Raw genomic sequence first — 25,159 nt, 5'->3', positions numbered from 1 at the left:
TTCTATGCTGCGTTTTTTTTGACTAACCGTTACGTTATAAGAAATATAAAATAATTACCGGTGATGATAGGGTTCATTCTTTAATATGGTGAATCCTCTGTAAAGTTGTTCAATTATAAATAGTCTGACCATTTGATGTGAAAATGTCATTTTTGATAGGGATAATTTTCCTATTGCCTGTTTATGCACTTCATCAGAAAAACCATAAGGACCACCAATGACAAACACCAATTGTTTTATTCCTGAATTCATATGTTTTTGCAAATAGTCTGAAAAAGCAAGGGAATCTAATTGTATACCATTTTCATCCAATAAAATAAGGACGTCAGTAGCATTTAAGCAGTTTAGTATAAGCTCACCTTCTTTTTGCTTTTGTTGCTCTTCGCTCAAATTTTTTACTTTTTTTAAATCAGGAATGATTTCAAAATAAAACTTTATATAAAAATTCAATCGTTTTTGATAATCTTCAATTAATGATTGAAGCTCTCTGTTGTCTGTTTTGCCAATGGCGAGAAGTTTTATTGTCATAAAACAAAATTACTATTTGAAAATTATGAATTACATAATTAAAGCTGATTTTTTTAAAAAATACATAATTTGAAAATCTTTTAAAGCCAATCAATTTCTTATTTTAGCACTAAATTTTAAAACAAATGATAACTAAAGAACAATTTGACAAAGAAATAGAAATTATAATTTCTAATGCAATTAGAGAAGATGTTGGTGATGGTGATCATAGTTCAATTGCTTGTATTCCAGACGGCGTGAGAGGAAAGGCAAAGCTTTTGGTTAAAGACAAAGGTGTCATTGCAGGTGTAGCTTTTGCAAAAAAAGTATTCAACTATGTCGATAAAAGTTTAAAAATTGACATTTTAATAGAAGATGGTTCTGAGGTCTCTTACGGCGACATCGTTTTGTATGTTGAGGGCTCTCCTAAATCTATTTTAATGGCAGAACGCACCGTTTTAAATGCCATGCAACGGATGAGTGCTATTGCAACTAAAACCAGAATGTTTGTTGATTTATTGAAGGGTACCAGAACAAAAATATTAGATACACGGAAAACAACACCTGGAATTCGTGCTTTAGAAAAATGGGCTGTTAAAATTGGTGGTGGAGAAAATCACCGATTTGCCTTATATGATATGATCATGCTAAAAGATAATCACATTGATTTTGCCGGTGGTATTACTAAAGCTATTATTATGGCAAAACAATATTTAAAGGATACTGATAGAGATTTAAATATTATGGTTGAGGCCAGAGATTTAACTGAGGTTAAAGAAATTCTCCAAAGTGATGGAATTTACAGAATTTTATTAGATAACTTTGATTATGAGGACACTAAAAAAGCAGTCAAATTAATCGGTAATAAGTGCCTTACTGAGTCGTCAGGTAATATTAACGAAGAAACAATAAGACATTATGCTGAGTCGGGCGTGAATTATATTTCTTGTGGTGCCTTGACACACTCAGTTTATAATATGGATTTAAGTCTTAAAGCTATAAAATAGAGATGTCAGTTAGTTTTTGAATTTGTTAAAATAGAAAGTATATAAGTTTTTTAATTTAATAACTTTACATAAAATATAACAGATACAATTATTAATGACAAAACCAATAGAAGACAAGCTTTCTAAAATACCAATAGTCAATATTTTATTTAAGTTTTTAAAAAGACTAAAGCTTCCTGGTCTTGAAGGTCTTTCTTTTTATGATTTATTGGAGTTATATGTTATTGGAATTGCCAGAGGTGCTTTAACCACAAGGGCCAGTGCTATTGCCTTTAGTTTTTTTATGGCCTTATTTCCATTTCTTCTATTTGTTTTAATTGTGATTCCTTATGTGCCTATTGATGATTTTAAAATTGAATTTTTAAAATTTTTGGAATCGTTTTTGCCACCAAATACATCAGAGTTTTTCTTTGAAAATATATTTGAAAATATAGATCAGTCTCAGCGTGGTGGTTTAGTGTCTACCGTGTTTTTATTATCTATTATTTTAATGGGTAATGGTGTAAATGCTGTGTTCTCTGGTTTTACAAATTCATATCATGAACAGATTGGCAGAAATGCAATAAGACAGTATCTGTATGCTTTAAGTGTTTCTTTAATTTTAGCATTTCTCCTTATTTTCACCATAGTGGTATTAGGGTATTTTCAAATTTATGTCGTTCAAAAAGTATTAGATGTTTTGGGTAATCGGGGCTATCAAGTGGAGTCTCAAACAGTTTTTTGGTTTGATGTTGCAAAATATGTCTTCTTTATTATTATGGTTTATTTAGCGACAGCCACCTTATATTATTTTGGAACAAAAGAAGGGAAATATTCTAATTTCTTTTCTATTGGAGCTTTATTGACAACTTTTCTAATTATATTGATCTCGTATCTTTTTGGACTTTATATTGAGAATTTCGGACAATTCAATAAGTTATATGGATCTATAGGAGCGCTATTAATATTAATGTTCTATTTATGGTTAAATGCCAATATTCTTTTATTAGGTCATGAATTGAATGCGTCCTTGAATAATTTACGCAAAAGGTTTTAGGTCATGACATATTTTATTGACGTCATACTTCCAATACCACTTGAAAAACTATTTACTTACAGTATAACGCCCTCTGAAGCAGACTTTTTAAAAGCAGGCATGCGTGTGGCAGTTCCTTTTGGGAAATCAAAAATATACACAGGAATAGTTTATAATATACATACTGAAGCTCCAATTGTTTATGAAGCTAAAGCTATTGATCAGATTTTAGATGAATCCCCTGTTGTTAATGCGATTCAACTGAATCTTTGGCAATGGATTGCGAGTTATTATATGTGTACTTTAGGAGATGTGATGAGAGCAGCTTTGCCGAATGCTTTTATTTTGGAGAGTGAAACAATCATTGTATTAAATCCTGATAAAATCATAAATGATGATGATTTAAAAGATGATGAATTTCTGGTTTATGAAGCATTACAGCATCAATCTTCCTTAAAAATTCATGATATTTCTAATATACTTGATAAAAAAACGGTACTTCCGGTCATTAAACGATTAATTGATAAAGAGGCCATTTTAATTGAAGAAGAAGTCTACGAAAAATATAAACCGAAATTAGTTAGGTATGTAAAGTTGCATGCTCAGTTTACTTCAGAAAGAGCACTGCAAAACTTGTTAGAAGAATTAAGTAGAGCGCCTAAACAAAGCCAAGTAGTTCTTTCTTTATTTTCAATTTCAGCAAAAACTAAAAAGCCTGTTAAAGTATCAGATTTATCAAATGAAAGCGATGCTTCAGCGTCCATTATAAAAACTTTAATCGATAAAGGCGTTCTTGAAGAATATTTTATTCAAACAGATAGAGTGCAATATTCGGGCGAAGAAAATGAAGCTTCAAAACACCTAAACATATTTCAGGAAACAGCTTTAAGTGAAATTAAGGAATCCTTTAATGATCAGGCGGTGGTGTTGTTACATGGTGTGACTTCTTCAGGAAAGACTGAAATTTACGTGAAGCTTATTGAGGAAGCATTAGCAAAAAACAAACAGGTATTGTATTTGCTGCCAGAAATAGCCTTAACCACACAGCTGGTTACCAGATTGCAAAATTATTTTGGAGAGCAAGTAGCTGTTTTTCATTCAAAATACTCCTCACAAGAGCGTGTTGAGGTTTGGAATAATGTGTTGGAAAATAAAAATAAAGCTCAAATTGTTTTAGGAGCGCGTTCCTCTGTCTTTCTACCATTCAATCATTTAGGATTGATTATCGTTGACGAGGAGCATGAACAATCATTTAAACAATTTGATCCTGCACCTCGGTATCATGCACGCGATACCGCCATAGTTTTAGCAAATTTACATGAGGCTAATACACTTTTGGGCTCTGCAACACCAAGTTTAGAAAGTTATTATAATGCGCAACAAAATAAGTATGGTTTTGTGGAAATTAATACGCGTTATAATAATGTTTTAATGCCCGATATTGAATTAGTTGATATTAAGGATAAGCATAAGCGCAAATTGATGAAAGGGCATTTTAGTGACCGACTCATTGAGGAAATGATGGAAGCATTAAAAGAAGGAAATCAAATTATTTTATTTCAGAATAGGAGAGGATTTTCTCCAATAGTAGAATGTAATACCTGTGGCATATCACCACAATGTCCTAACTGTGATGTGAGTTTAACCTATCATCAATATAAAGACCAGTTACGTTGCCATTATTGTGGTTACCATACAGCTATGATTAAAACATGCTCAGCTTGCGGAAGTATTGAGTTAGACAGTAAAGGTTTTGGTACGGAGCAAATAGAAGAAGAAGTAAAATTATTATTTCCTGATTATAAGGCTGCCCGTATGGATTTGGATACCACAAGAGGCAAATATGGTTATGAAAAAATAATTACTGCTTTTGAACAACAGGAAGTTGATATTTTGGTTGGAACGCAGATGTTAACCAAGGGTTTGGATTTTAGAAATGTAAAACTTGTAGGTATTATGAATGCTGATAATATGCTCAATTTTCCAGATTTTAGAGCACATGAAAGAAGTTTTCAATTGATGTTACAGGTTTCTGGCAGGGCAGGACGCACGGATAAAAGAGGTAAAGTCTTAATTCAAACCTATAATCCGGAACATAGAATCCTGCAACAGGTTTCTACCAATAATTACATAGAAATGTATAACGAACAAATGAATGATCGTTATAATTATAAATACCCGCCTGTTTACAAGCAAATTAAAATCACCCTAAAGCATAAAGATTATAATAGAGTAGAGGCAGGGTCTCAATGGATGGCTAAATCACTGCGACAAGTTTTTGGAGACGCTATTTTAGGTCCGGAATCACCCCCTATTGCAAGAATCAGGAATCAATTTCATAAAAACATATTGATAAAAATTCCTAAAAAGCAATCTTTAGTAAAAACAAAAGAAGCTATTATTAAAATTAATAACAGCTTCTCAAGTATTAAGGATTTTAGGTCGGTAAAAGTAATTTTAAATGTCGATAACTTTTAGAATTAAATATTATTTAAAGCATCTACTAATTGGGTCTTTTTATTTCTACTTAAAGGAATTTCATAAGCACCAACTTCCACATTTTTACTGTTAAATCTATCTATTTTATCTAGATTAACAATATAAGATTTATGAATTCTCAGAAATTTATTTTCCGGCAATTCTTTTTCAAAAGATTTCATTGTAGATAATACTACAAGACTATTCTCTTCAGTGACCAGTTTTACGTAATCTCCTAAAGCTTCAATCCATTTAATGTCTTTAATGTAAACTTTACGTTTTTTAAGATTACTTTTTACAAAGATATGTTCACCTTCTTCTTCATTAAAGTCTAAGGTTAATTTATGCTGTTCTAATGCTTTTTCAACAGCAATATTAAAACGCTCTCTGGTAATTGGTTTGTGTAAGTAATCGGTAGCATCATAGTTAAATGCTTTAAAAGCATATTCTGTTTTACCGGTTACAAAAATAATTTGGGGTTTGTTGTTTAATACATCCAAGAGTTCAAAGCCATTAAGTACTGGCATTTCAATATCTAAAAAGATAAGGTCTACTTGATTTGTATTTAAACCATTTTTAGTTTCTAAAGCACTACTGTACTCCGCAATTAAGTTGAGAGAGGGGTGGTTCTCTACTAACTTGACTATTGAGAGACGTTGTATTGCTGAATCGTCTACTACTACACAGTTTAAAGTCATAACATTTTATATTTCGGTTAAGATATCGACAATATTACAAAAAAATTCGGATAAAAACCAAATTTCATCGTTAAACTGTTTATTTTAACATAAATTTAACATATATAAAATAACTCTATTATACGTGGAATATACTTGCAATATATAAATAAATAGATTATTTTTGCACCCATTTTAATAATAAATTTAGATTTTTATGAATCATTATGAAACTGTTTTCATCTTAAATCCCGTTTTATCTGAAGATCAGATAAAGGAAACAGTAAAGAAATACGAAGATTTTCTTGTTTCTAGAGGAGCTAAGATGATATCGAAAGAAGACTGGGGACTAAAAAAATTAGCTTACCCTATTCAAAACAAGAAAAGTGGTTTTTACCACTTAATGGAATATACTGTTGATGGTGAAGTAATTGCCCCATTAGAAGTAGAATTTAGACGTGACGAGCGTTTTATGCGCTATTTAACTGTTAGTTTAGACAAGCATGCTGTGTCTTGGGCAGAAAGAAGAAGAGCAAAACTTAAAGAAAAAGCGTAATTATGTCAACAATTGAACAACAAGCAAAAGGAAAAAAAGACGGAGAAATCAGATATCTTACGCCTTTAAACATTGAAACTAACAAAACTAAAAAGTATTGTCGTTTCAAAAAGTCTGGTATTAAGTATGTAGATTATAAAGATGCAGACTGGTTATTAGGTTTTGTTAATGAGCAAGGAAAAATTTTACCAAGACGATTAACAGGAACTTCATTAAAGTACCAAAGAAAAGTCTCTGTGGCTGTAAAAAGAGCACGTCACTTAGCTTTGATGCCTTACGTAGCAGATTTATTAAAATAAAATACCGATAACAATGGAACTTATATTAAAACAAGACGTTGAAAATTTAGGATTTAAAGACGATGTTGTAACGGTTAAGAACGGTTATGGTAGAAATTTTTTAATTCCTCAAAAACAAGCTATTTTGGCTACAGTTTCAGCTAAAAAAGTATTAGCAGAAAATTTAAAGCAAAGAGCGTTTAAAGACAAGAAAATAATTGATGATGCCAATAAAATTGCTGAAGTTTTAAAAGCATTAGAAATTAAAATTACTGCTAAAGTAGGTGCTGGAGACAAATTATTTGGTTCTGTAAGCAATATAGATGTTGCTGAAGCATTGGCAAAAGAAGGACAATCAATTGATAAAAAGTATATTTCAGTTGCAGGTGGACATGTGAAGCGTTTAGGGAAGTACGATGCGACTGTACGTTTACATAGAGATGTAACTGTTGACTTACCATTTGAGGTTATTGCACAAGCAGATTAATCAAAAAAAATAGTTAACAATAGTTAATAAAAAAAGGGCCACTCATTTGAGTGGCCCTCTTTTTTTTGAGTACTATTCATTACTTTTGGATCACTAATTCAAATTTTCGATAAATGAAAAAAATTACTTTGTTTTTTATGTTTATGTTGAGCGTAAGTTTTGCGATAGCGCAAGTAACTACCTCTAATATAAAAGGATTAATATTAGATGAAGCTTCTCAGCCGTTAATGGGAGCTAATATTGTTGTTGTTCACACACCAACAGGTACAAAAGATGGGGCGGCTACCAATTTTGACGGGCGTTACAACCTATTAAATCTTCGTGTTGGTGGGCCCTATACTATAACAGTAAGTTATATTGGATACAAGGCACAAACTTTTAATGATGTTTACTTAGATTTGGGTAAGACACTTAGTTTAGATTTAACGCTTGTACCAGATAGTCAGCAATTAGATGCGGTTGTTGTATCTAGCACGACCAGTACAGGTACCTTTGGTAGTGATAGAACAGGGGCAGAAACAAGTGTAGGAAGACGCGAATTAACACGCTTGCCTTCCATTTCTCGTTCTGCTTCCGATTTTACAAGATTAGAACCTACAGCAAGTGGAAACTCCTTTGGTGGTAGAAATGACCAGTTCAATAATTTCTCTTTAGATGGCGCCATATTTAATAACCCATTTGGCTTAGATGCTCCAACGCCTGGTGGACAAACAGATGCACAGCCAATTTCTTTGGATGCGATCGATCAAATTTCAGTTTCTACAGCACCATACGATGTCACACAATCTGGGTTTACTGGTGCCTCAGTAAACGCAGTAACCAAAAGTGGTACTAATGAGTTTCATGGAACCGTTTATGGTTTTACAAGAAATGAGAAAATGACAGGTAAGAAAATAAATGGCGAAGATGTTGTTCGACCTGACTTAAAACAAAAACAGTATGGCGTCAGTATAGGAGGACCCATTATAAAAAATAAATTATTCTTTTTTGCCAATTTTGAAAAAGATGAGCGTTCAGATTTAGGATCTAATGGTTGGGTACCTAATAGAGGTACTGGAGCTATTAATGAATCTAGAGTCGCTGCTTCAGATATGATAGCGGTTCAAAGTGCTTTATCAGACTTAGGATACAATACGGGTGCTTATGAAGGCTTTACTTATGCTTCAGCATCTACTAAAGGGATTTTTAAACTGGATTGGAATATTAATGAGAAAAACCGTTTAGCTATTATTTATAACTGGTTAGATGCTTCAAAAGAAAAACCTGCACATCCTACAGCACTTGGATTCAGAGGTCCAAATGCGGCAACGCTTCAATTTGAAAATACAGGTTATGAAATCAATAATAAATTACAATCTATTCAGTTAGAATTGAATTCAACCTTATCAGCAACTTCTAGTAATAAGCTTCAGGTAGGTTATACGCATTTTGATGATTTCAGAAACCCGCTTTCTGTTCCAGCTCCAACTATTACTATTCTTGAAGGTGGATCTAATTATATTATAGCTGGTCATGAGCCTTTTTCAATTCACAATACTTTAGATCAAAAGGTGTTTCAATTCACTGATAATTTAAGTTTTTATCAAGGTGATCATACCTTCACCGTTGGTACTTCTTTTGAAAAATTTGAGTTTGATAACTCTTTTAATCTGGGAGTATATGGAGCAAGAGGTGTCTTTTTTCCATCATATGGAAGTGTTGCCGAATTTCTTGCAGATGCAGGTCCCGGTGGCGGCATGGAAGCTATGTTAAATGATGCCACCGCGGCACATGCTGCTTTAGAAGCGAATGGTACAGGTGTTGCTGGTGGATGGTCATTAGCTGAAACTAATGTTGGACAATTAGCATTTTATGCGCAGGATGAATGGAATCTTTCCGATAAATTCAAACTTACTTATGGTGTGCGTTTTGATAAACCATTGTTTTTTGATTCAGCAAAAAAGGCTCAGGATGTAATTGACAGAGCTTGTTGTTATGTGCCAGATATACCTTATGTGAATCCAAATACAGGAGAGACCGTAAAATTAGATAATACGCAGATGCCTAATAATGATTGGTTGATTTCTCCTCGTTTAGGATTTAATTATGACGTGAATGGTGATGATACTTTCCAGTTAAGAGGTGGTTCAGGTTTATTTACGGGGCGTTTCCCATTCGTATGGTTAGGAAATCAGATTGCTAATCCGGAAGTATTTTTCTACCAAATGGTCGACCCAGATTATAAGTTTCCACAGGTTTGGAGAACTAATTTAGGAACGGACTATAAGTTTGAAAATGGTTTAATTTTAACAGGTGATGTTTCTTATACTAAAGACATTAATGGTGCTCATGTTCAAAACTGGGGCTTATTACCTCCGTCAGGAACCTTACAAGGCGTAGATAATAGAGCGATTTATACTTCTGCTGATATTATTAATAACGCTTATGTTTTTACTAATTCAGATAAAGGTCGTATTTGGAATGCTTCTGTGAAAGCTCAAAAAACCTTCAATGATGGTTTTTACACGATGTTAGCTTACAGCTATTTAAATTCAAAAGATGTGAACTCTATTGAAGCAGAAATTACAGGAGATGCCTTTGTTTTTAATGCTGCTTTAGGGAATGTTAATGATGATGCGTTATCTTATTCTAAATATGGTGATACACATAGATTCATTGGTGTCATGAGTAAAAAATGGAATTATGGAAATGATCAATGGTCTACTACTTTGTCAACCTTTTTTGAATATGCACAAGGAGGACGTTTTAATTATACCTATGGAGGAGATATTAACGGCGATGGTTCTAATTTAAATGATCTTATTTATGTGCCAACTTCAAGTGAAATTACGCAAATGCAATTTGCAGGTGCGGGACAAGGCGCTGCTTTAGATGCTTATATTGCACAGGATGATTATTTAAGCGGAAGACGTGGCCAATATGCTGAACGCTACGGGGCTATTGCACCTTGGAGAGGCAGATGGGATATTAAATTTTTACAAGATTATAATATTAAAGTATCTGAAAACAAAACGAATACGATTCAATTTAGTATAGATGTGCTTAATGTTGGTAATCTGATCAATTCTGATTGGGGCGTGATTCAGCAACCAAACAATGTACAACCAATTGGTGTATCGGTTGATGGTACAGGAACTCCAACATATTCTTTTGATCCTAATCAAACAAAAACCTTTGGTTTTGACTCTAGTTTAGCTTCACGCTGGCAAGCGCAAGTAGGATTACGTTATATTTTCTAAAAATAAAAGAATTTATATTATTAAATTTGCGCTCCTAAATAGGAGCGCATTTTTTTTATTATGAAGTATAGTAGATTAACCAAAGAGCAATTCGAAGAATTACAACAAGAATTTATAAACTTTTTAGCGACACAGTCCGTGACCGCTGATGAGTGGAAAAATTTAAAGGAGAATAGGCCTGAACTGGCAGAAATGGAGTTGGATGTTTTCAGTGATTTAATTTGGGAAGGTGTTTTAAAAAGTGCTAAATACCTAGAGCATATTTCGCCACAGCACATGCATCTGTTTTCTATCAATAATGACCATATGCATGTGATAGCAGTGACTTTAAAAAATAAAGTAGACATGACTACTAAGGAAGGCTTTAATTGGTTGCGTGAAAATTTAATGGATGAAAATGTAGCGTTTTTACAAGCAAAAAAGGAATATTCTGACGACAGAAATCTTGATGTCTTTAAACTAATTCAACAAGGTTCCGTAATTACAAAAGGTGATTTGTACAACTATTTTAATAAGCTCATCAATTAGTTATTCATAACGTAATGACTCCACAGGATCTAGTTTAGAGGCCTTAATAGCAGGTATTAAACCGGATAATATCGCCACAAGAAACGTAATAGAAAAGGCACTAAACATGGCTAACCAAGGCGTGGTAAAATTAAATCCGGCTGCCGCCGAAACGCCTAAACCTATTAACAAGCCTAAGATAATACCTAAAATACCACCTAATTGTCCAACAATAATTGTTTCAACAAAAAATTGAAACGCAATGGTGGCACGCTTGGCGCCTAAGGCTTTTCTGACACCTATCTCACGAGTTCTTTCTGTAACAGATACCAGCATAATATTCATCAAGGCAATAGAAGATCCAAAAATGGTAATGATACTTATTATCCAGGCGGCCATATATAAATATTGCGTGATAGAACCAACGCGGTTAATCAAATCAGTACTGTTTTCAATAGCAAAATTGTTATCTTCAATCGGGTTTAATTTTCTAATTTTTCTAAAAGTAATCACGGCCTCTTCCTGAGCATTTTCAAGAAGTTCCTTTTTTTCTATTTTAACGCTTAAACCATAATTGATATTCGCATTTGTAAAGATGGAACGCGCTTTTTGAATAGGAATGATAACACGATAATCTTCATTACTTCCCAACCCTGTTTTTTTTGATTCTAATATGCCAATAACTTTAAATTTAGTGCCTCTTACACTAATGGTTTTATTTAATGGATATAATTCTTTAAACAATTTCTTTTGCAGATCCACACCAATAACGCATACATTATTGTTGTTTTCAACATCAAAGTAGTTGAATTCTCTTCCTAAGGCTATTTTAAATCCCGAATTTTGTAAATAATTTTCATTGGCTCCTAAAACAGGAACATCAGGATCCGTTTTTGTACTTTCATATTTTATTTCTGCAGCATTAGTTCCTGTAAAGACAAGAGAAATGGAAGACAGAGGGAATTGATATTTTTCAATAAAATCCTTAGCGTCTGCATAGGTTATAACAGGATTTTGTTTTTGACGTTCCCCACCGCCACGACGTTGCACTTGAAACTCATCACGCTGTATATTGAAGGTGTTGGCGCCCATGGATGAAAAATCACTTGATATGGTGTTTTCAAGGGCAGAAATAGCACTTAAAATGCCAACAAGAGCCGTAATGCCAATGGCTATTATTAAAACAGTTAAAATAGTACGTAATATTTGACTTTTTATAGAATTTATAGCAATTCTAATATTTTCTCGTACTAATGAAAACATAAACCGGATTTATAAATTATTCACTTTTCCTGTTAGACTATGAAAGGACAATAAAGTTACTATAAATTTTAAAAAAGGTATCAAGTCACATTAAAAATTAAGATATTTGTGTATTAAAAATATTTAAATGGCTCAAAAACCAAGTATTCCTAAAGGCACAAGAGATTTTAATCCAGAACAGGTTTCTAAGCGAAACTATATTTTTCAAAAGATTAGAACTGTTTTTGAAACTTTTGGATTTCAACCGATAGAAACTCCTAGTTTTGAAAATTCTGAAACTCTAATGGGAAAATATGGAGAAGAAGGAGACCGGTTGATTTTTAAGATCTTAGATTCAGGCGATTATTTAAGCAAGGTGGATGATTCAGTTTACACTATTAAAGATTCAAATAAATTAACTTCAATAATTTCTGAAAAGGCGCTGCGCTATGATTTAACAGTACCTTTTGCGCGCTATGTAGTACAACACCAAAACGAGATAGAATTTCCTTTTAAGCGTTATCAGATGCAACCGGTATGGCGTGCCGACAGACCTCAGAAAGGACGTTTTAGAGAATTTTACCAATGTGATGCCGATGTGGTTGGTTCACAATCCTTATGGCAGGAAGTAGAGTTTGTGCAACTTTACGATGCTGTTTTTTCTTCTTTAAAATTAGATGGGGTTACGATTAAAATAAATAACCGTAAAATCCTTTCGGGGATTGCTGAAGTTATTGGAGCACATGATAAATTGATTGATTTTACGGTGGCCTTAGATAAGCTTGATAAAATAGGCGAGGAGAAGGTTAAAGAAGAAATGTTGAGCAAGGATATTCCGCAATCAGGCATTGATAAATTAAAACCTTTATTCAGTTTACAGGGAAGTTTTGAAAGTCAAATGCATACTCTTAAAACTATTTTGGCCTCTTCAAAAGAAGGCATTAAGGGCATTGAAGAATTAGAATTTATTAATAACGCGATTAGCACCTTAGGATTAGAAACCGCTTCATTACAACTCGATGTTACTTTAGCACGTGGCTTAAATTACTATACAGGGGCTATTTTTGAAGTATCGGCTCCCAAAGAGGTACAAATGGGTTCTGTTGGTGGTGGTGGAAGATATGATGATTTAACCGGTATTTTTGGTTTGAAAGATGTGAGTGGCGTGGGTATCAGTTTTGGATTGGATAGAATTTATCTGGTCTTAGAAGAATTGGCTCTGTTTCCTGAAACCATCACTAAGACTATTGATGTCTTATTCATCAATTTTGGTGAGAAGGAAGCCTTATTCAGCTTAAAAGCGATTAAACATTTGCGTGAAAATAATATCCATGCAGAATTATATCCTGATGCTGCTAAAATGAAAAAGCAAATGAATTATGCTAATAAAAGAAAGGTACCATTTGTAGTTTTGGTTGGAGAGGAAGAAATGAAATCAAATACGTATACCTTAAAAAACATGGTTTCCGGAACTCAGGAAGCCTTGAATTTAAAAGAGTTAATTAATCATATCATATAAAGGAGCCTTAAATTAATTTATGACTCGAAAATCGATTAAGGAAATTATATTATTTTAAAAGAACTTTTTTTAGAAAACTTTGCGTATTCAGTATCTATTTTTAATATTCAATTTTTTATAAAAGGATTTAATAATTTTAAGAGAATAAAATGGCTAAAATAACATGCTTTGGTGAAGTTTTATGGGATGTGTTCACAACACATGAAAAGATAGGTGGAGCACCATTAAATGTCGCTTTAAGGTTAAAATCATTTAATCATGAAGTTGCTATCATTAGTGCTATAGGAAATGATATGTATGGAAAGACCCTTTTAGACTATATTTCTGAAAGCGGCCTTGATACAGATTATATGCAAGTGCATGAAGGACTGGAAACAGGAAAGGTTCATGTAAGCTTAAATGATAAAGGATCTGCAACTTATGATATCACCTATCCATGTGCCTGGGATAAAATTATTTTTAATGAAAAGGCGAAAGCCTTAGTTTTAAATTCAGATGCCTTTGTTTTTGGTAGTTTGGTAGCCAGAGATGACATTTCAAAGGAGGCCTTATTACAGCTTGTTGAAGTATCCTCTTATAATGTTTTTGATTTGAATTTAAGAGCACCACATTATACAAAAGAGCTTTTGATTCATCTTATGAACAAGGCACATTTTATAAAATTTAATGATGATGAACTCTATGAAGTAAGTGCCTATCTGGGTTCTAAATATCTATCAATGGAGCAAAATATTCGTTTTATTTCCGAAGCAACCAATACAAAGCACCTCTGTGTTACCAAAGGGAATCACGGGGCTGTTTTATTATATGACGGTACCTTTTACTATAACAGTGGTTATCTTGTAAAAGTAAAGGATACCGTTGGAGCAGGGGACTCCTTTTTAGGTTCATTAATAAGTCAGCTACTAAACAAAAAGAAACCTCAGGAAGCTATTGATTTTGCCTGCGCTGTAGGCGCTTTAGTGGCTCAAAGTGAAGGAGCAAACCCCAATATCAAACTTTCAGATATTGAGGTTTTTATGAATCCTGAATAATTAAATTACTTTAATATTCTATATATTATAAATATTTTAAAAAAGGGCAAATTATTTCTGCCCTTTTTTAAATCCATAAAGGTTTTGTCGAATAAAATCATGTGGAAATACATCATCGCCTTCAAATCCTATTTCTACCGTACCACTATCTTCAGGTATATAGTTTGTTTTAAAGATATAATCCCACAAACTTAAACTAATACCATAATTAACACCATATGATCCTTTAGGCAAAACATAAGCATGATGGTATAAATGCATTACCGGGTTATTCAAGATATACTTAAGCGGACCCCAGGTTATTTTAACGTTGGCGTGATTTAAATGACCAATTAAAACTGTAAAAATGTGAATGAAAAATGCTTGTTCAGGTTCAGCACCAATCAAAATCATAACTGCCAATGTTTTAAGTGGTTTATAAAGTATATTTTCCATCCAGTGATATCTTAAATGCGCAGCAAAACCCATTTCTTTGACGCTATGATGCACTTTGTGGAACTTCCATAAAAAGGGATATTTATGCAATAACACATGCGTAAACCACTGCACAAAATCATTAAGAAGAAAGAAAATAAGCATAAATGCCCAAGTGGGTAGTGCTTCTTTCTCGAATAGCGCAAAAGAGGTAGATGTAATCCCTAATTTATTGAATCCTTCACCCAATAAATTATATAAACCATATAAACCTATTTGGAAAATGAAAAAATTAAAATACATGTAAATCGCATCCAGCCAAAAATCTTTTCTTATAATAGATTGCTCCTTTCTCCAGGGGAATACTATTTCCAATAGCCAAACTAATAAAGAGATGATTGTTAATCCCCAAAAATAGTTCTTATCCCATGGAACATCAAATATAATTTGTCTCCATTGGTATTTTGCCATTCCGGCTACTGTGTTTGTAAAAATTTCTAAATAAGTTTCCATTCTTAATTTATTGTTTGTAAAATGTTATTAATTTCTATTCTTATTCTTAATCTAATTCGTACCAGTCAATATTTGTTAATCCAGGGCGTCTTCCCGTATCAACCGGCGGATAATTTGTTGCTAAATAATTAACTATAATCTCCTGATTTTTTCCTAAATCCGGCAGATTCTGAGTTTGCTGCATCCATTTAATAGTGGCATTCCACCGATCAGCATTCATGCGGTTTTGAAGAATTAATTTTGATGAATGACAGGCTGTACAGTTACGAACCACCGTCATCATCCCTTCAGCATCCACAAAACCAGTGGCTACATGTATGCCATTTTCTATTCTATCGGGGTCTAATTCTTCAACAACAACAGCCACCTCTGTAGCCTTGTTAAAATTAAAAAATTCAGGGTTAGCCATATAATAAACAAGCGCTCCGCCTGCTATGACAAACAAACTGAATAGTAAAAGTAATAAATGATATACTTTTTTAACTTGTTTAAAAAATTCTAATTCTTCAGACATCTACTTAACTTTAACCGCAATGCGATGACAAGCATTATTTAAATACCCTTTAGGATTCCATCCTGGTAATAGCATAGGTTGTGCTTTTCCATTGCTATCTGTTGCTTTGGCCCAAACTTCATAATATCCTGTTTGAGGAAAATCAATGGAAGCCTTAAAATGTTGCCAGGCTAATCGGTTTTTAGGTTTTTCAATCGTACACATTTTCCAGGTCGAGCCATAATCTATGGAGTATTCCATTTTAGTCACTTCTAATTCACCTGCCCATGCATGTCCTCGGATGTTTAATGTTTTTCCTTTGTTGATAATAGCACCAGATTTAGGATACGTAATTAACGATTTGACAGGCATAGACTCAATGATGCAATAATCTTCATCCTTTATCTTTTCTCCTGGTTCTATAGGTTTACAAGGCACTCTGTAAGAATCGCCCCCCATTTTTTCACCATCATGAATGATGTTTCTAATACTAATTCTATTAAGCCATTTGCCTGAAACCGACGCAGGCCAGCCACCAGCCACCAGTCTTAAAGGATACCCATGCACCAACGGAATATCTTCTCCATTCATTTTAAATGCAATTAAAGTTTCATCCTGTAATGCTTTTGACATGGGGCATCCTCTGGAAATAGGTTCTTTTTTAGGATCCCGACTTAAATGTATATCTGCTGCGTGATAGCCAATATAAACCGCGTTATTTTTGATGCCGGCATCTTCTAAAACATCTCTTAAGCGCACACCGGTCCATGAGGCACAGTGCACGGCACCAATAGTCCATTGATTTCCCTGAGCAGGTGGATTAAATTCACTGCGTCCATTGCCGCCACATTCTATAGTCAATTGATAGGTATATTGTTTGAATTTTGATTTTAATTCAGCAAGAGTATAGGTTTTTTCCTTAACGACAGATTCTCCATCAATTTTCAAAACCCAGCTTTTTACATCAATACTCTCAGGAATTAAGCCATTATTTCTTATAAACATGCAAGAATTAGGAGTGATTTCATCATCTAGCAAGTGAGCTTGCGCTTCCATATTCCATGGCTTGTCATTCAACACTACCATTTCTTTGTTTTTATTAAACATTTTAAATGGATCTGGATCTTGTAATGCCAATGGCACATAACCTTCTAATATATTAGATCCAAAAATAATTTCTGCTCCAATAAGTGTGGCAAACGAGCTAATCGTTGCTTTTTTAACAAAAGATCTTCTTTTCAAAAGTGTAGAATTAAATTAGTTTTAACATACTATATTAAAGATACAAATTACAATTTTAAAAATATATCTTATGTAACAAATGTTACACATTTTTTGTCAAGTCAGCTTTATATTGTACCTTAATTATATTATGCCATAACTTAAAGTTAAATTTTATGATAAAGAATTTTGGAACTAAATTTATTGGATGGGCTTTTGTTTTAGCTGCCTTATTATTATGGAGTGGCTGGGCACTTTCACCACATCACGTTGGTGAGTATTTTCAAGCTTCAGATTTTCCTGCCATAGGTGAGAACGTATGGTTCTGGATATGGATGTATCGCATTCATATATTTGGATGGGTCACTATGGCCATTGCTATTTTTGCATTTGTTTCAATGACAGGCAAAAAACCTTTTGGGGTTGTAATCATACCTGGAGCAGGAATGGTTATCGTCGGAACTTTTACCATTGCTATAGCGGCAGCGTTTTATTATAATTACGGTGCCTGGGGTGTGGGTCAAACCATGGGTAAATCGCCTGAAGAAATTCAGGAATTTTTGAACGGAACACTCTATACCAATCAATATGTGACTTGTTTTGTACGTTTTGGACGTATATTTTCAGGAGTAGGATTGATATTATTAGGTTTTGGACTTTTAAAATGGCATATGCTTAGCAAATGGTTAAGTTGGTTTACTATTTTATTGGGTCTTACCGCTATGGGCATTATACTGGCAATCCCAGACAACTTTGAAATTTATAAGCCTGTTTTTCACGTAAAGGTGATATGGTTACTAACAATGGGTGTTTTTATACTCTTAAAAGGCATTAACCTCTCAGAAGCGGAGTCTTAAGAGTCCTGTTGTACTTATTAAATATAAAAAACTCTGCGTTGAATATGATGCAGAGTTTTTTATTTATGGTTATTTCAATTTAAAAAAGGTTTTTAGCTATTATCAACCAGGCATATCTTATAAAGACAAACCAAGGATTTAATTTTGGATTTGGTTTTTTACCTTTCCCCAAACGTTTAATTTGCGCTTCATACCAGATGATGTTCATAGCTCCATCAATGGCTTTTACCCCTGTTTTTTGAATGTGGCTGGTAAAATCAGTTTGTTTTCCAGTGTACAGGTCATTCGCTATATTGGGAAATAAGACAAAAGGACGCGCCATTCCAATAATATCTACTTGATCTGATGCTACCGCATCTTCCATGACAGAGGATGTTCTAAAACCACCTGTTAACATTAAAGGCGTCTTGGTGATCTTTCTTGCTTTTTCAATGTATTCCATAAAATAAGCCTCCCTTTTATTGGTGCTCTCATGTTTTTTCCCCATCATGGCTGGTGCTTCATAGGTTCCGCCTGAGATCTCAATTAGATCGATGCCTTCTTTGGACAGCATTTTAACCACTTCCATAGATTCTTCTTCTGTAAAGCCTCCTTTTTGAAAATCTGCTGAATTTAATTTAATGCCTATAGGAAATTTTTCTCCTACTTTTTTCCTGATACTTCTATAAACCTCGATCACAAATCTGGACCTGTTTTCAATAGTACCACCCCATTTATCTTCTCTGATATTGGTATAGGGTGATAAAAACTGACTTACCAGATAACCGTGGGCGCCATGAATCTGAACGCCTGTAAATCCTGCTTTTTTCAAAATAAAGGCAGTATTACCAAACGCTTCAATAATTTCTTCAATCTCATTTTCGAGTAAGGCTTTTGGTATTTTTTTTGTCGCATTTTTTCTACCACCAACTTTAAGAGGCACGGCAGACGGCGCTAATAATTCACTGTTGATTTGTTCCATGGCCTGTCTGCCAGGATGATTGATTTGTGCCCATAAATGCGTTTCTGTCCCTTTTACAGTGTCTGCCCATGATTTGAGTAAATTAAAATTTCTCTCATCTTCCACAATCACATTTCTAGGTTCGCCAAGAGCCTTGGAATCAATCATGATGTTGCCCGTAATTAACAATCCGGCGCCACCTTGAGCCCATATTTTATAGGCGTTTATCAGCGTTGTTGTTGGCTCATGCTTTTTGTTTGAAGCATTCTCGCTCATGGCCGATTTAGCAATTCGGTTACTTAATCTGCTGCCATTAGGCAAAATCAATTCTTGTTGTAAAATAGTCATTCTTGCTAGTGTATATTGTTATATAATATCGAAATAAAGTGATAAATAATCATTTATATTTTTAATAAATAGTTAGAGGATTAAAGTCTGTTTTTAACTGATTTATTATGGGCAAAAAAAGCGGCTCTGGAAATTGCCCCCATTCAAACCAATCCCACTTTTCACATTTATGGGGTTCCATTAATTTAAGGTCACCCGCGGCAAATTCTGCAACTATAAAAATGGTTATATAATGCTTTTGCTCCTTTTTAAAAACATCATTGGTCACCATTCCAAAATGAAGATTTTTGATTTGGATACCCGTTTCTTCCATCACTTCACGTTTTGAACATGCTTCCCAGGATTCTCCAAATTCTAAATGGCCTCCGGGATAAGACCAGGTCCCTTCACCATGGGCATTTTTTCGCTTACCAAGCAGTATTTTACTATCTTTAATGACCATCACGCCAATCCCAACTTTTGGACTATTTTCCATCATGGTAACGCTAATTTTTGTTTAGTTTAAAAGATAGAACTACATTTATTTTGTTGAACTATTCTTTATGATTTGATAATAAAAACGAATGGAATTTTCAAAGTCACTAACAGGTAATCTTTCATTCAGTCCATGAAATGATTTTATATTTCCTTTATTGAGTTTAATGGCTGAAAATCTGTAAATATTATCCGAGATATCATTTAAATGTCTGGAATCTGTGCCGCCGACTACTAAATAAGGCGCAACCAGTACTTCAGGATAAATTTCTGAAATAGTTTTTTGTAATGTCGTGTAACCAAAAGAACTGGTGCTTGACACTTTTGATGGTTCAGAAATAAAATCTCCCTTTTTAATCATGATACGTTCGTCATTGATAAGATCCTTCACACGTTCAGTAACGGTCGCAAGGGTTTCCCCTGGAATAATTCTAAAGTTTATGGTTGAACTGGCAGACTGTGGTATGACATTATCTTTCACACCACTATTAAAGATGGTTGGAGCAGTAGTCGTCCTTACCAGGGCATTACCAGACGCTGATTTTTCATAAATTCCTGTAATCACAGATTCAAATATGGACTTATTAGCAAACACCAGTCTGTTTATAAAAGGCATTTCCGGGCCTAAATTTTGAATAAAACCATCAATAGGTGCAGAAATTATCGCAGGAAAGGGGTTTTGTTTAAGTTTGACTATGGCGTTTGAAATTATATCTATCGCTGTTTCTTTTTCTGGCATGGAAGAATGGCCACCTTCCATTTTTACTGATAATTCTAAAGAAATAAAGCCTTTTTCAGCGATGCCTATGAGTGCAACATCTTTATCAATGTCTGGTATCATATGCTGCACAATACTGCCGCCTTCATCCAAAACAAATTCAGCTTCCACCTTTTCATCTTTCAGGTATTGAGCGATAGACTTCGCCCCATTGACGCCTCCAATTTCTTCATCATGTCCAAATGAAATATAAATACTGCGTGTTGGTTTAAAGCCGTCTTTTAATAAAAGTTCTAAGGATTCCATGATGCCAATAACTCCTACTTTATCGTCAATGGTGCCACGGCCCCAAATGGTATCATTAATTATTTCGCCGCCAAAAGGTGGGTGTTTCCAATCTGGTAGATTTTCTTCTATAACAGGCACCACATCAAGATGCGCCATTAAGATGATGGGCTTTAAACTGGGGTCTGTACCGGCCCATTTATATAAAAAACTAAAAGAATTAAACGTTTTCTTTTCTAAAAGGGAATCCACTAAAGGATAAGTTTCAATTAAAAATGTTTCAAAATTCTGGAATTGCAAAGAGTCAAAATCAATGTCATTCTCTGGTGATACTGTTTTAATTTTTATGGCATTTGAGAAGTTCTCAATGGAAGCCCTATTAATTTTAAAAACAGTGGCCGGTTCATATTTTAGTTGTGTTGATTTAAAATTATAAGTATTGACTAATAAGTAAATTATAAAGATTAAGATCAATCCCAGACCGACGAAAAATATTTTTTTTACCATATTTATTATTTTGTTTTCTAGTGTTGCTCCAAGCCACGCCATTGGTAAATAAGCGCCGACAAGATCTACAATAGTAAACCAGGTTGGCGAAGGTAGTAATAAGATGTTTGTAATACCACCTATCAGGAAAAACAAACCGATCCCTAAAGCAAATTTCATTTTATGTTTAGTTGCAATGAATGCTGCTAAGAGGGCCCCTGCCACAGTGCCTAGGGCATGTGCTAAAAAAGGGAATAAAAAATTAACAGGTTTAAATAAATGTATGGTCGCTTTTAAACCTTCCATGGTAGTAATATCTGCTCCTTTAGGAGGAGGAATGATAGAACCGCTTATGGCTATGATGCCCATATTAACAATACTTCCAATAATAATTCCGGTGATTACTGCTAAAATATTTCTAATGATTGAATTCATGAGTCTTGTTGTTATAGATTGCAGTTTAATGAAGTCGGTTATGATTTCATTTGAACACAAAATGGATGCTATTTAAGGCTAATAACATTTGATTTTAAAAATAGTGAATTTATTCACAGATTTTCAAAAAAAGGGTTTACCTGTTTTTACTTAATTATTATATGCTGCGATAAGAGGTGTTTTATGAGAAGTTTAAACAAATCTTAGGTTAAAATAACAATAAGCGGTTTTTGTTAAAAAAAACACGTTTTTTATCGGATATATCAGTATTTCATCCTATATTCGTAGCCGAACACCCAAAACTAATTTCAATTTTACTTATGCAGAGATTCAAAATCTTTATAAAACCTACTGTATTAATTTTCACGTTTGTTGTGCTCACCTTAAGTGTTGTCAGAGCTGTAACGGCTCCTGAACAAGACAATGGGAAAGCCATTTCGACTATTAAAATTGAAAAAACGACAGTCGATCAAAATGAAATGAAAATACATAAAGCATTTCAGGAAGCCTTGAATGAGGCACTTGTGGCTTATTTTGAAAAAGCCATATTTTCTGGTGACATTGTGGGTGCAGGAGTCAGCATAGTCATGGGAGATTCTATTGTCATCTCTGAGGGATTTGGTAAAAAGAACATTAAATTTAAGGATCAAGTTGACTCAGAAACCGTATTTAGACTAGGATCCCTTTCAAAAGGGTTCGCAGGCGTTTTAGCGGCCAAATTAAATAGTGAAGGGGTTTTGGATTGGACAGATAAGGTTAATGATTATATCCCTGAATTTAAGTTGGGAGACTTGACGAATACTAATGAAATTACACTCGCTACTATTTTATCACAAACTTCAGGAGCACCTTACCATAGTTATACCAATCTTGTGGAGGCTGGAATCCCATTAACTGATATTGCGAAACGTTTTAAAGCAGTAACTCCTATTAGTAAACCAGGTAAGATGTACAGCTATCAAAATGCGATGTTTGCCCTTAGTGCTGAGATGATGCAAAAAGCAACTCATCAAGATATTAAGACTTTATTGAACGATAGGTTTTTTAAACCATTGGAAATGACAACTATCTCCATGGATTATCAAACTTTGGATAAGGTAAAAAATGTTGCTATACCACATTCTAAAAGCGGTAAGAGTTGGAAAACTTTAAAACTAACAGATAATTATTATAATGCCGTTGCGGCAGGAGGTATTAACGCCAGCGCCCTTGATATGGCCAAATGGATGCGCTTATTACTTGGACATCGTCCAGAAATAATGGATATGTCAGCTTTAGATAAAGCTTTTAACCCCTTTATAGAAATTAAAGGAAGTAGCAAATATTATCAACGTTGGCCGGGGCATGTAAGCTCCTATTATGGCTTTGGGTGGCGAATCCATAACTTTATTGAAAATGATACGCAAAAAACCATGTTCCATCATGGAGGCAGTGTGAATAATTACAGAAATGAAATTGCAGTTTATCCTGAGGCTGATCTGGGTATCTGTGTGCTTTTAAACAGTAATTCCAAAATAGCAAAAACAGTAATACCTGACCTATACAAGATTGTCAATGCCGTTTATGGTCAAACAAGTTTAAAAACGACTCCAGATAAAAATGACATGGCTACATTGATACCTTAAAGTAGCTGATTTAATGATTATTTATGGGGAAAATGGAGTGGGAGCTATTGACAGCTTAACTCGCAATGGATAGCATCGCCGTACATACAAGCAATTTAGTGGTTTCATCTAAATCAGGCTTTAGCCAGATAGTACTTTGACCCTCAAATGTCACCGCTCCTAAGGACACCCCATCTTCTATAAATTCATAAAAGAGGGTTTCCGGATTCAAATCACTAAGCTCCTCTATGTTTTGAAGCCTGATAATTTTTGATCTGATGATCTTGATGGTACGTTCGCCATCAGTAAGCCTTCCTTTATCCAGATTAAAAAAATCAATTTTATCAATTTTTAAATAGAAGTTCCAAGTTTTAGAAGTTTCTAAATTGGTGGTAATAGTCGCCTCAGTCGTTTCTAAAACATCACTCGTTTTTTTCGTGCCTGTTAGATTTGAAGATCCGTTATATACGTTGCTGAAATCAATTAAGAATTTATATTTGGATTCAACATAGGTAATGCCTAACACTTTTGTAGTGGATTGTGAGCCGCTTTTTTTCTTGATTTTTCCATCACCGTATGGGTTAACAGTCACCTTTGTGGTATTGGTATTTAACAAAGTTATTGATGAATATTTAAAAATCAGCTCTAGCTTTTCGGCGTTCGCTGGTAGTTTTTCATTTACAATGGAGTCATTTTGTGCAAATAAGCAGATGGGTATTAAGAAGAGTATAAACAGAAAGGTTCTTTTAAAAAGTGTAGTCATTATCATTTGCAAAATTTATATATTTTTTGACGCGCAAATGTAAGTAAAAAAACAAACGGTTTAGCGTAAGCTAAACGTATTGATTGTGAGTGATTTTAAGTATACAGAGAGAACGAGGTGCAATCCTGAGACCTCCGGGTTATGAATTTCAAAAGGAAAATCCATCTATTTGTAAATAACTATATATCAGTCATTTATATTTTTACAAATTTTAATCGTGTTCCAAAACGTGTTCAGTTTTGTGTTCACATATTAATATAAAATGATAATCACAATTTATTAAATTAATAACACAATTACTATAAAAAAGAAATCTAATTTTTTAAATATAACATCGGGCTATTTTAGATTAGTGGTATATAGAAATTTATAAACAATAATAACTGTTATGCTATTGAGAAGCTTTGTTGAGGTTGTCTATGAGTCACAACATAACTCAATAACAGAAGTAACAAGGTTTTAAAATGGTCATACTCTTGATAAGTATCCTCCAAAGATTTAATAAATAAAAACGGTAATCCAAAATAAAAATTTAAATTGGAAGAAATTAAAACATACCAATGAGAAAACTACTAGTACTACTTTTTGTTCTTCCAACTATTTCATTAGGACAAGTGACTATGGTGGAGGGATTAAAAAAGGAAATTGTAATTGAGGGCAATGTGCGGGATTTGAATGGTATGCCTTTAAATGACGCAACCCTTTTAGTTAAGGGCTTATCAGCTGTAATCAAAACAAATTTTGATGGAAATTTTGATTTGAAGGTAAATGAAGGCGCCGTACTCATTATTAGTTGTGCTGGATTTAAAACCAAAGAAATTACTGTAGGAAATGAGAATAAAATTAATATTACTCTGGAAGAAGAAGTTAAATCAAAAATTAAGAGACCATTAACTGTATCAGAGATTAGGAAGCAAAGACGTGAAGCTCGAAAGGAAAAACGCGATGCTCAAAGAGGAAAAAATGTAAATACCTTGGATTTGAAAGATGAAATGTTAAAAGCGGCAGGGAGATCTGTTAAGGGAGCCATTCGGAAAACCAGAAACAATTGATCAAAAACTA

At 33.8% G+C, this 25,159-nt stretch carries 23 protein-coding genes; 13 read left to right on the top strand and 10 right to left on the bottom strand.

Annotated features, from left to right (window positions below; genetic code table 11):
- Positions 1-54: 54 nt before the first annotated feature.
- Positions 55-528: a 23S rRNA (pseudouridine(1915)-N(3))-methyltransferase RlmH gene (gene rlmH, locus V8G56_RS12540; protein ID WP_395438796.1), complete on the bottom strand. Its 474-nt coding sequence runs from the start codon at positions 526-528 to the stop codon at positions 55-57.
- Positions 529-653: 125 nt separating this feature from the next.
- Between rlmH and nadC the strand changes: the two genes are divergently transcribed.
- From nadC to priA, 3 genes are all read left to right on the top strand, one after another.
- Positions 654-1,514, top strand: coding sequence for a carboxylating nicotinate-nucleotide diphosphorylase (nadC, locus tag V8G56_RS12535; protein ID WP_395438795.1), 861 nt, complete (start codon positions 654-656; stop codon positions 1,512-1,514).
- Positions 1,515-1,608: 94 nt separating this feature from the next.
- A complete protein-coding gene (locus V8G56_RS12530) occupies positions 1,609-2,550 on the top strand; it encodes a YihY/virulence factor BrkB family protein (protein WP_395438794.1) in 942 nt (313 codons plus the stop codon).
- A gap of 3 nt (positions 2,551-2,553) precedes the next feature.
- Positions 2,554-5,007 (top strand): replication restart helicase PriA, encoded by a 2,454-nt coding sequence (priA, locus tag V8G56_RS12525; protein WP_395438793.1) that lies wholly within the window; start codon positions 2,554-2,556, stop codon positions 5,005-5,007.
- A 2-nt stretch (positions 5,008-5,009) separates the two neighbouring features.
- Here priA and V8G56_RS12520 read toward each other — a convergent pair whose 3' ends face one another.
- Positions 5,010-5,705: a LytR/AlgR family response regulator transcription factor gene (locus V8G56_RS12520; protein ID WP_331630011.1), complete on the bottom strand. Its 696-nt coding sequence runs from the start codon at positions 5,703-5,705 to the stop codon at positions 5,010-5,012.
- Positions 5,706-5,901: 196 nt separating this feature from the next.
- Here V8G56_RS12520 and rpsF point away from each other — a divergent pair, with 196 nt between their 5' ends.
- The 5 genes from rpsF (at position 5,902) to V8G56_RS12495 (ending at position 10,772) form a co-directional block, all read left to right on the top strand.
- A complete protein-coding gene (rpsF, locus tag V8G56_RS12515; protein ID WP_395438792.1) occupies positions 5,902-6,240 on the top strand; it encodes a 30S ribosomal protein S6 in 339 nt (112 codons plus the stop codon).
- Positions 6,241-6,242: 2 nt separating this feature from the next.
- On the top strand, positions 6,243-6,539 hold the full coding sequence (gene rpsR / locus V8G56_RS12510; RefSeq protein ID WP_331630007.1) for a 30S ribosomal protein S18: 297 nt from the start codon (positions 6,243-6,245) through the stop codon (positions 6,537-6,539).
- Positions 6,540-6,552: 13 nt separating this feature from the next.
- Positions 6,553-7,005, top strand: coding sequence for a 50S ribosomal protein L9 (rplI, locus tag V8G56_RS12505; RefSeq protein ID WP_395438791.1), 453 nt, complete (start codon positions 6,553-6,555; stop codon positions 7,003-7,005).
- 113 nt (positions 7,006-7,118) lie between these two features.
- Positions 7,119-10,244: a TonB-dependent receptor gene (locus V8G56_RS12500; RefSeq protein WP_395438790.1), complete on the top strand. Its 3,126-nt coding sequence runs from the start codon at positions 7,119-7,121 to the stop codon at positions 10,242-10,244.
- A gap of 60 nt (positions 10,245-10,304) precedes the next feature.
- Positions 10,305-10,772, top strand: a complete 468-nt coding sequence (locus tag V8G56_RS12495; protein WP_395438789.1) for a DUF6495 family protein — start codon at positions 10,305-10,307, stop codon at positions 10,770-10,772.
- On the opposite strand, the gene V8G56_RS12490 is transcribed toward V8G56_RS12495, so the two are convergent.
- Positions 10,773-12,014 (bottom strand): ABC transporter permease, encoded by a 1,242-nt coding sequence (locus tag V8G56_RS12490; protein ID WP_395438788.1) that lies wholly within the window; start codon positions 12,012-12,014, stop codon positions 10,773-10,775.
- 127 nt (positions 12,015-12,141) lie between these two features.
- Here V8G56_RS12490 and hisS point away from each other — a divergent pair, with 127 nt between their 5' ends.
- Together hisS and V8G56_RS12480 are read left to right on the top strand one after the other, a co-directional pair.
- Positions 12,142-13,512, top strand: coding sequence for a histidine--tRNA ligase (hisS, locus tag V8G56_RS12485; protein WP_395438787.1), 1,371 nt, complete (start codon positions 12,142-12,144; stop codon positions 13,510-13,512).
- 149 nt (positions 13,513-13,661) lie between these two features.
- Positions 13,662-14,546, top strand: coding sequence for a carbohydrate kinase family protein (locus tag V8G56_RS12480; RefSeq protein WP_395438786.1), 885 nt, complete (start codon positions 13,662-13,664; stop codon positions 14,544-14,546).
- A gap of 51 nt (positions 14,547-14,597) precedes the next feature.
- Here V8G56_RS12480 and V8G56_RS12475 read toward each other — a convergent pair whose 3' ends face one another.
- Genes V8G56_RS12475 through V8G56_RS12465 form a run of 3 tightly spaced genes read right to left on the bottom strand, consistent with a single transcriptional unit; the run spans position 14,598 to position 17,208 of the window.
- Entirely contained in the window at positions 14,598-15,473 is an 876-nt protein-coding gene (locus V8G56_RS12475; protein WP_395438785.1) for a sterol desaturase family protein, read from the bottom strand.
- A gap of 46 nt (positions 15,474-15,519) precedes the next feature.
- Positions 15,520-15,987, bottom strand: coding sequence for a monoheme cytochrome C (locus tag V8G56_RS12470; RefSeq protein WP_395438784.1), 468 nt, complete (start codon positions 15,985-15,987; stop codon positions 15,520-15,522).
- Positions 15,988-17,208 (bottom strand): sulfite oxidase, encoded by a 1,221-nt coding sequence (locus tag V8G56_RS12465; RefSeq protein WP_395438783.1) that lies wholly within the window; start codon positions 17,206-17,208, stop codon positions 15,988-15,990.
- A gap of 155 nt (positions 17,209-17,363) precedes the next feature.
- Here V8G56_RS12465 and V8G56_RS12460 point away from each other — a divergent pair, with 155 nt between their 5' ends.
- A complete protein-coding gene (locus V8G56_RS12460; RefSeq protein WP_395438782.1) occupies positions 17,364-18,044 on the top strand; it encodes a hypothetical protein in 681 nt (226 codons plus the stop codon).
- Positions 18,045-18,123: 79 nt separating this feature from the next.
- Here the strand turns inward: V8G56_RS12460 and V8G56_RS12455 are convergent, their stop codons facing one another.
- The 3 genes from V8G56_RS12455 to V8G56_RS12445 form a co-directional block, all read right to left on the bottom strand.
- The gene (locus V8G56_RS12455) at positions 18,124-19,332 is read right to left on the bottom strand and encodes an NADH:flavin oxidoreductase/NADH oxidase family protein (RefSeq protein WP_395438781.1); all 1,209 of its coding nucleotides are present in this window, start codon (positions 19,330-19,332) and stop codon (positions 18,124-18,126) included.
- Positions 19,333-19,393: 61 nt separating this feature from the next.
- Complete coding sequence (locus tag V8G56_RS12450) at positions 19,394-19,810, bottom strand: nucleotide triphosphate diphosphatase NUDT15 (RefSeq protein ID WP_395438780.1); 417 nt, start codon at positions 19,808-19,810, stop codon at positions 19,394-19,396.
- 42 nt (positions 19,811-19,852) lie between these two features.
- Positions 19,853-21,730 (bottom strand): M20/M25/M40 family metallo-hydrolase, encoded by a 1,878-nt coding sequence (locus V8G56_RS12445; RefSeq protein ID WP_395438779.1) that lies wholly within the window; start codon positions 21,728-21,730, stop codon positions 19,853-19,855.
- A 320-nt stretch (positions 21,731-22,050) separates the two neighbouring features.
- Here V8G56_RS12445 and V8G56_RS12440 point away from each other — a divergent pair, with 320 nt between their 5' ends.
- Positions 22,051-23,355 carry a serine hydrolase domain-containing protein gene (locus V8G56_RS12440; protein ID WP_395438778.1) on the top strand — a complete coding sequence of 435 codons (1,305 nt, stop codon included), beginning with the start codon at positions 22,051-22,053 and terminating at the stop codon, positions 23,353-23,355.
- Between the two features lie 55 nt (positions 23,356-23,410).
- Here V8G56_RS12440 and V8G56_RS12435 read toward each other — a convergent pair whose 3' ends face one another.
- The gene (locus V8G56_RS12435; protein WP_395438777.1) at positions 23,411-24,097 is read right to left on the bottom strand and encodes a hypothetical protein; all 687 of its coding nucleotides are present in this window, start codon (positions 24,095-24,097) and stop codon (positions 23,411-23,413) included.
- A 560-nt stretch (positions 24,098-24,657) separates the two neighbouring features.
- On the opposite strand from V8G56_RS12435, the gene V8G56_RS12430 reads away from it, so the two are divergent.
- Positions 24,658-25,149, top strand: a complete 492-nt coding sequence (locus tag V8G56_RS12430; protein WP_395438776.1) for a carboxypeptidase-like regulatory domain-containing protein — start codon at positions 24,658-24,660, stop codon at positions 25,147-25,149.
- Positions 25,150-25,159: the final 10 nt, after the last annotated feature.

This window comes from Gaetbulibacter aquiaggeris (assembly GCF_044003965.1).
Lineage (GTDB): Bacteria > Bacteroidota > Bacteroidia > Flavobacteriales > Flavobacteriaceae > Yeosuana > Yeosuana aquiaggeris.
This window is presented reverse-complemented; position numbering and strand designations above follow the sequence as displayed.

Coding starts and splice junctions, on each gene's coding strand:
- rlmH (WP_395438796.1), bottom strand. CDS start 528: ATGACAATAAAACTTCTCGCCATTGGCAAAACAGACAACAGAGAGCTT.
- nadC (WP_395438795.1), top strand. CDS start 654: ATGATAACTAAAGAACAATTTGACAAAGAAATAGAAATTATAATTTCT.
- V8G56_RS12530 (WP_395438794.1), top strand. CDS start 1,609: ATGACAAAACCAATAGAAGACAAGCTTTCTAAAATACCAATAGTCAAT.
- priA (WP_395438793.1), top strand. CDS start 2,554: ATGACATATTTTATTGACGTCATACTTCCAATACCACTTGAAAAACTA.
- V8G56_RS12520 (WP_331630011.1), bottom strand. CDS start 5,705: ATGACTTTAAACTGTGTAGTAGTAGACGATTCAGCAATACAACGTCTC.
- rpsF (WP_395438792.1), top strand. CDS start 5,902: ATGAATCATTATGAAACTGTTTTCATCTTAAATCCCGTTTTATCTGAA.
- rpsR (WP_331630007.1), top strand. CDS start 6,243: ATGTCAACAATTGAACAACAAGCAAAAGGAAAAAAAGACGGAGAAATC.
- rplI (WP_395438791.1), top strand. CDS start 6,553: ATGGAACTTATATTAAAACAAGACGTTGAAAATTTAGGATTTAAAGAC.
- V8G56_RS12500 (WP_395438790.1), top strand. CDS start 7,119: ATGAAAAAAATTACTTTGTTTTTTATGTTTATGTTGAGCGTAAGTTTT.
- V8G56_RS12495 (WP_395438789.1), top strand. CDS start 10,305: ATGAAGTATAGTAGATTAACCAAAGAGCAATTCGAAGAATTACAACAA.
- V8G56_RS12490 (WP_395438788.1), bottom strand. CDS start 12,014: ATGTTTTCATTAGTACGAGAAAATATTAGAATTGCTATAAATTCTATA.
- hisS (WP_395438787.1), top strand. CDS start 12,142: ATGGCTCAAAAACCAAGTATTCCTAAAGGCACAAGAGATTTTAATCCA.
- V8G56_RS12480 (WP_395438786.1), top strand. CDS start 13,662: ATGGCTAAAATAACATGCTTTGGTGAAGTTTTATGGGATGTGTTCACA.
- V8G56_RS12475 (WP_395438785.1), bottom strand. CDS start 15,473: ATGGAAACTTATTTAGAAATTTTTACAAACACAGTAGCCGGAATGGCA.
- V8G56_RS12470 (WP_395438784.1), bottom strand. CDS start 15,987: ATGTCTGAAGAATTAGAATTTTTTAAACAAGTTAAAAAAGTATATCAT.
- V8G56_RS12460 (WP_395438782.1), top strand. CDS start 17,364: ATGATAAAGAATTTTGGAACTAAATTTATTGGATGGGCTTTTGTTTTA.
- V8G56_RS12455 (WP_395438781.1), bottom strand. CDS start 19,332: ATGACTATTTTACAACAAGAATTGATTTTGCCTAATGGCAGCAGATTA.
- V8G56_RS12450 (WP_395438780.1), bottom strand. CDS start 19,810: ATGATGGAAAATAGTCCAAAAGTTGGGATTGGCGTGATGGTCATTAAA.
- V8G56_RS12445 (WP_395438779.1), bottom strand. CDS start 21,730: ATGAATTCAATCATTAGAAATATTTTAGCAGTAATCACCGGAATTATT.
- V8G56_RS12440 (WP_395438778.1), top strand. CDS start 22,051: ATGCAGAGATTCAAAATCTTTATAAAACCTACTGTATTAATTTTCACG.
- V8G56_RS12435 (WP_395438777.1), bottom strand. CDS start 24,097: ATGACTACACTTTTTAAAAGAACCTTTCTGTTTATACTCTTCTTAATA.
- V8G56_RS12430 (WP_395438776.1), top strand. CDS start 24,658: ATGAGAAAACTACTAGTACTACTTTTTGTTCTTCCAACTATTTCATTA.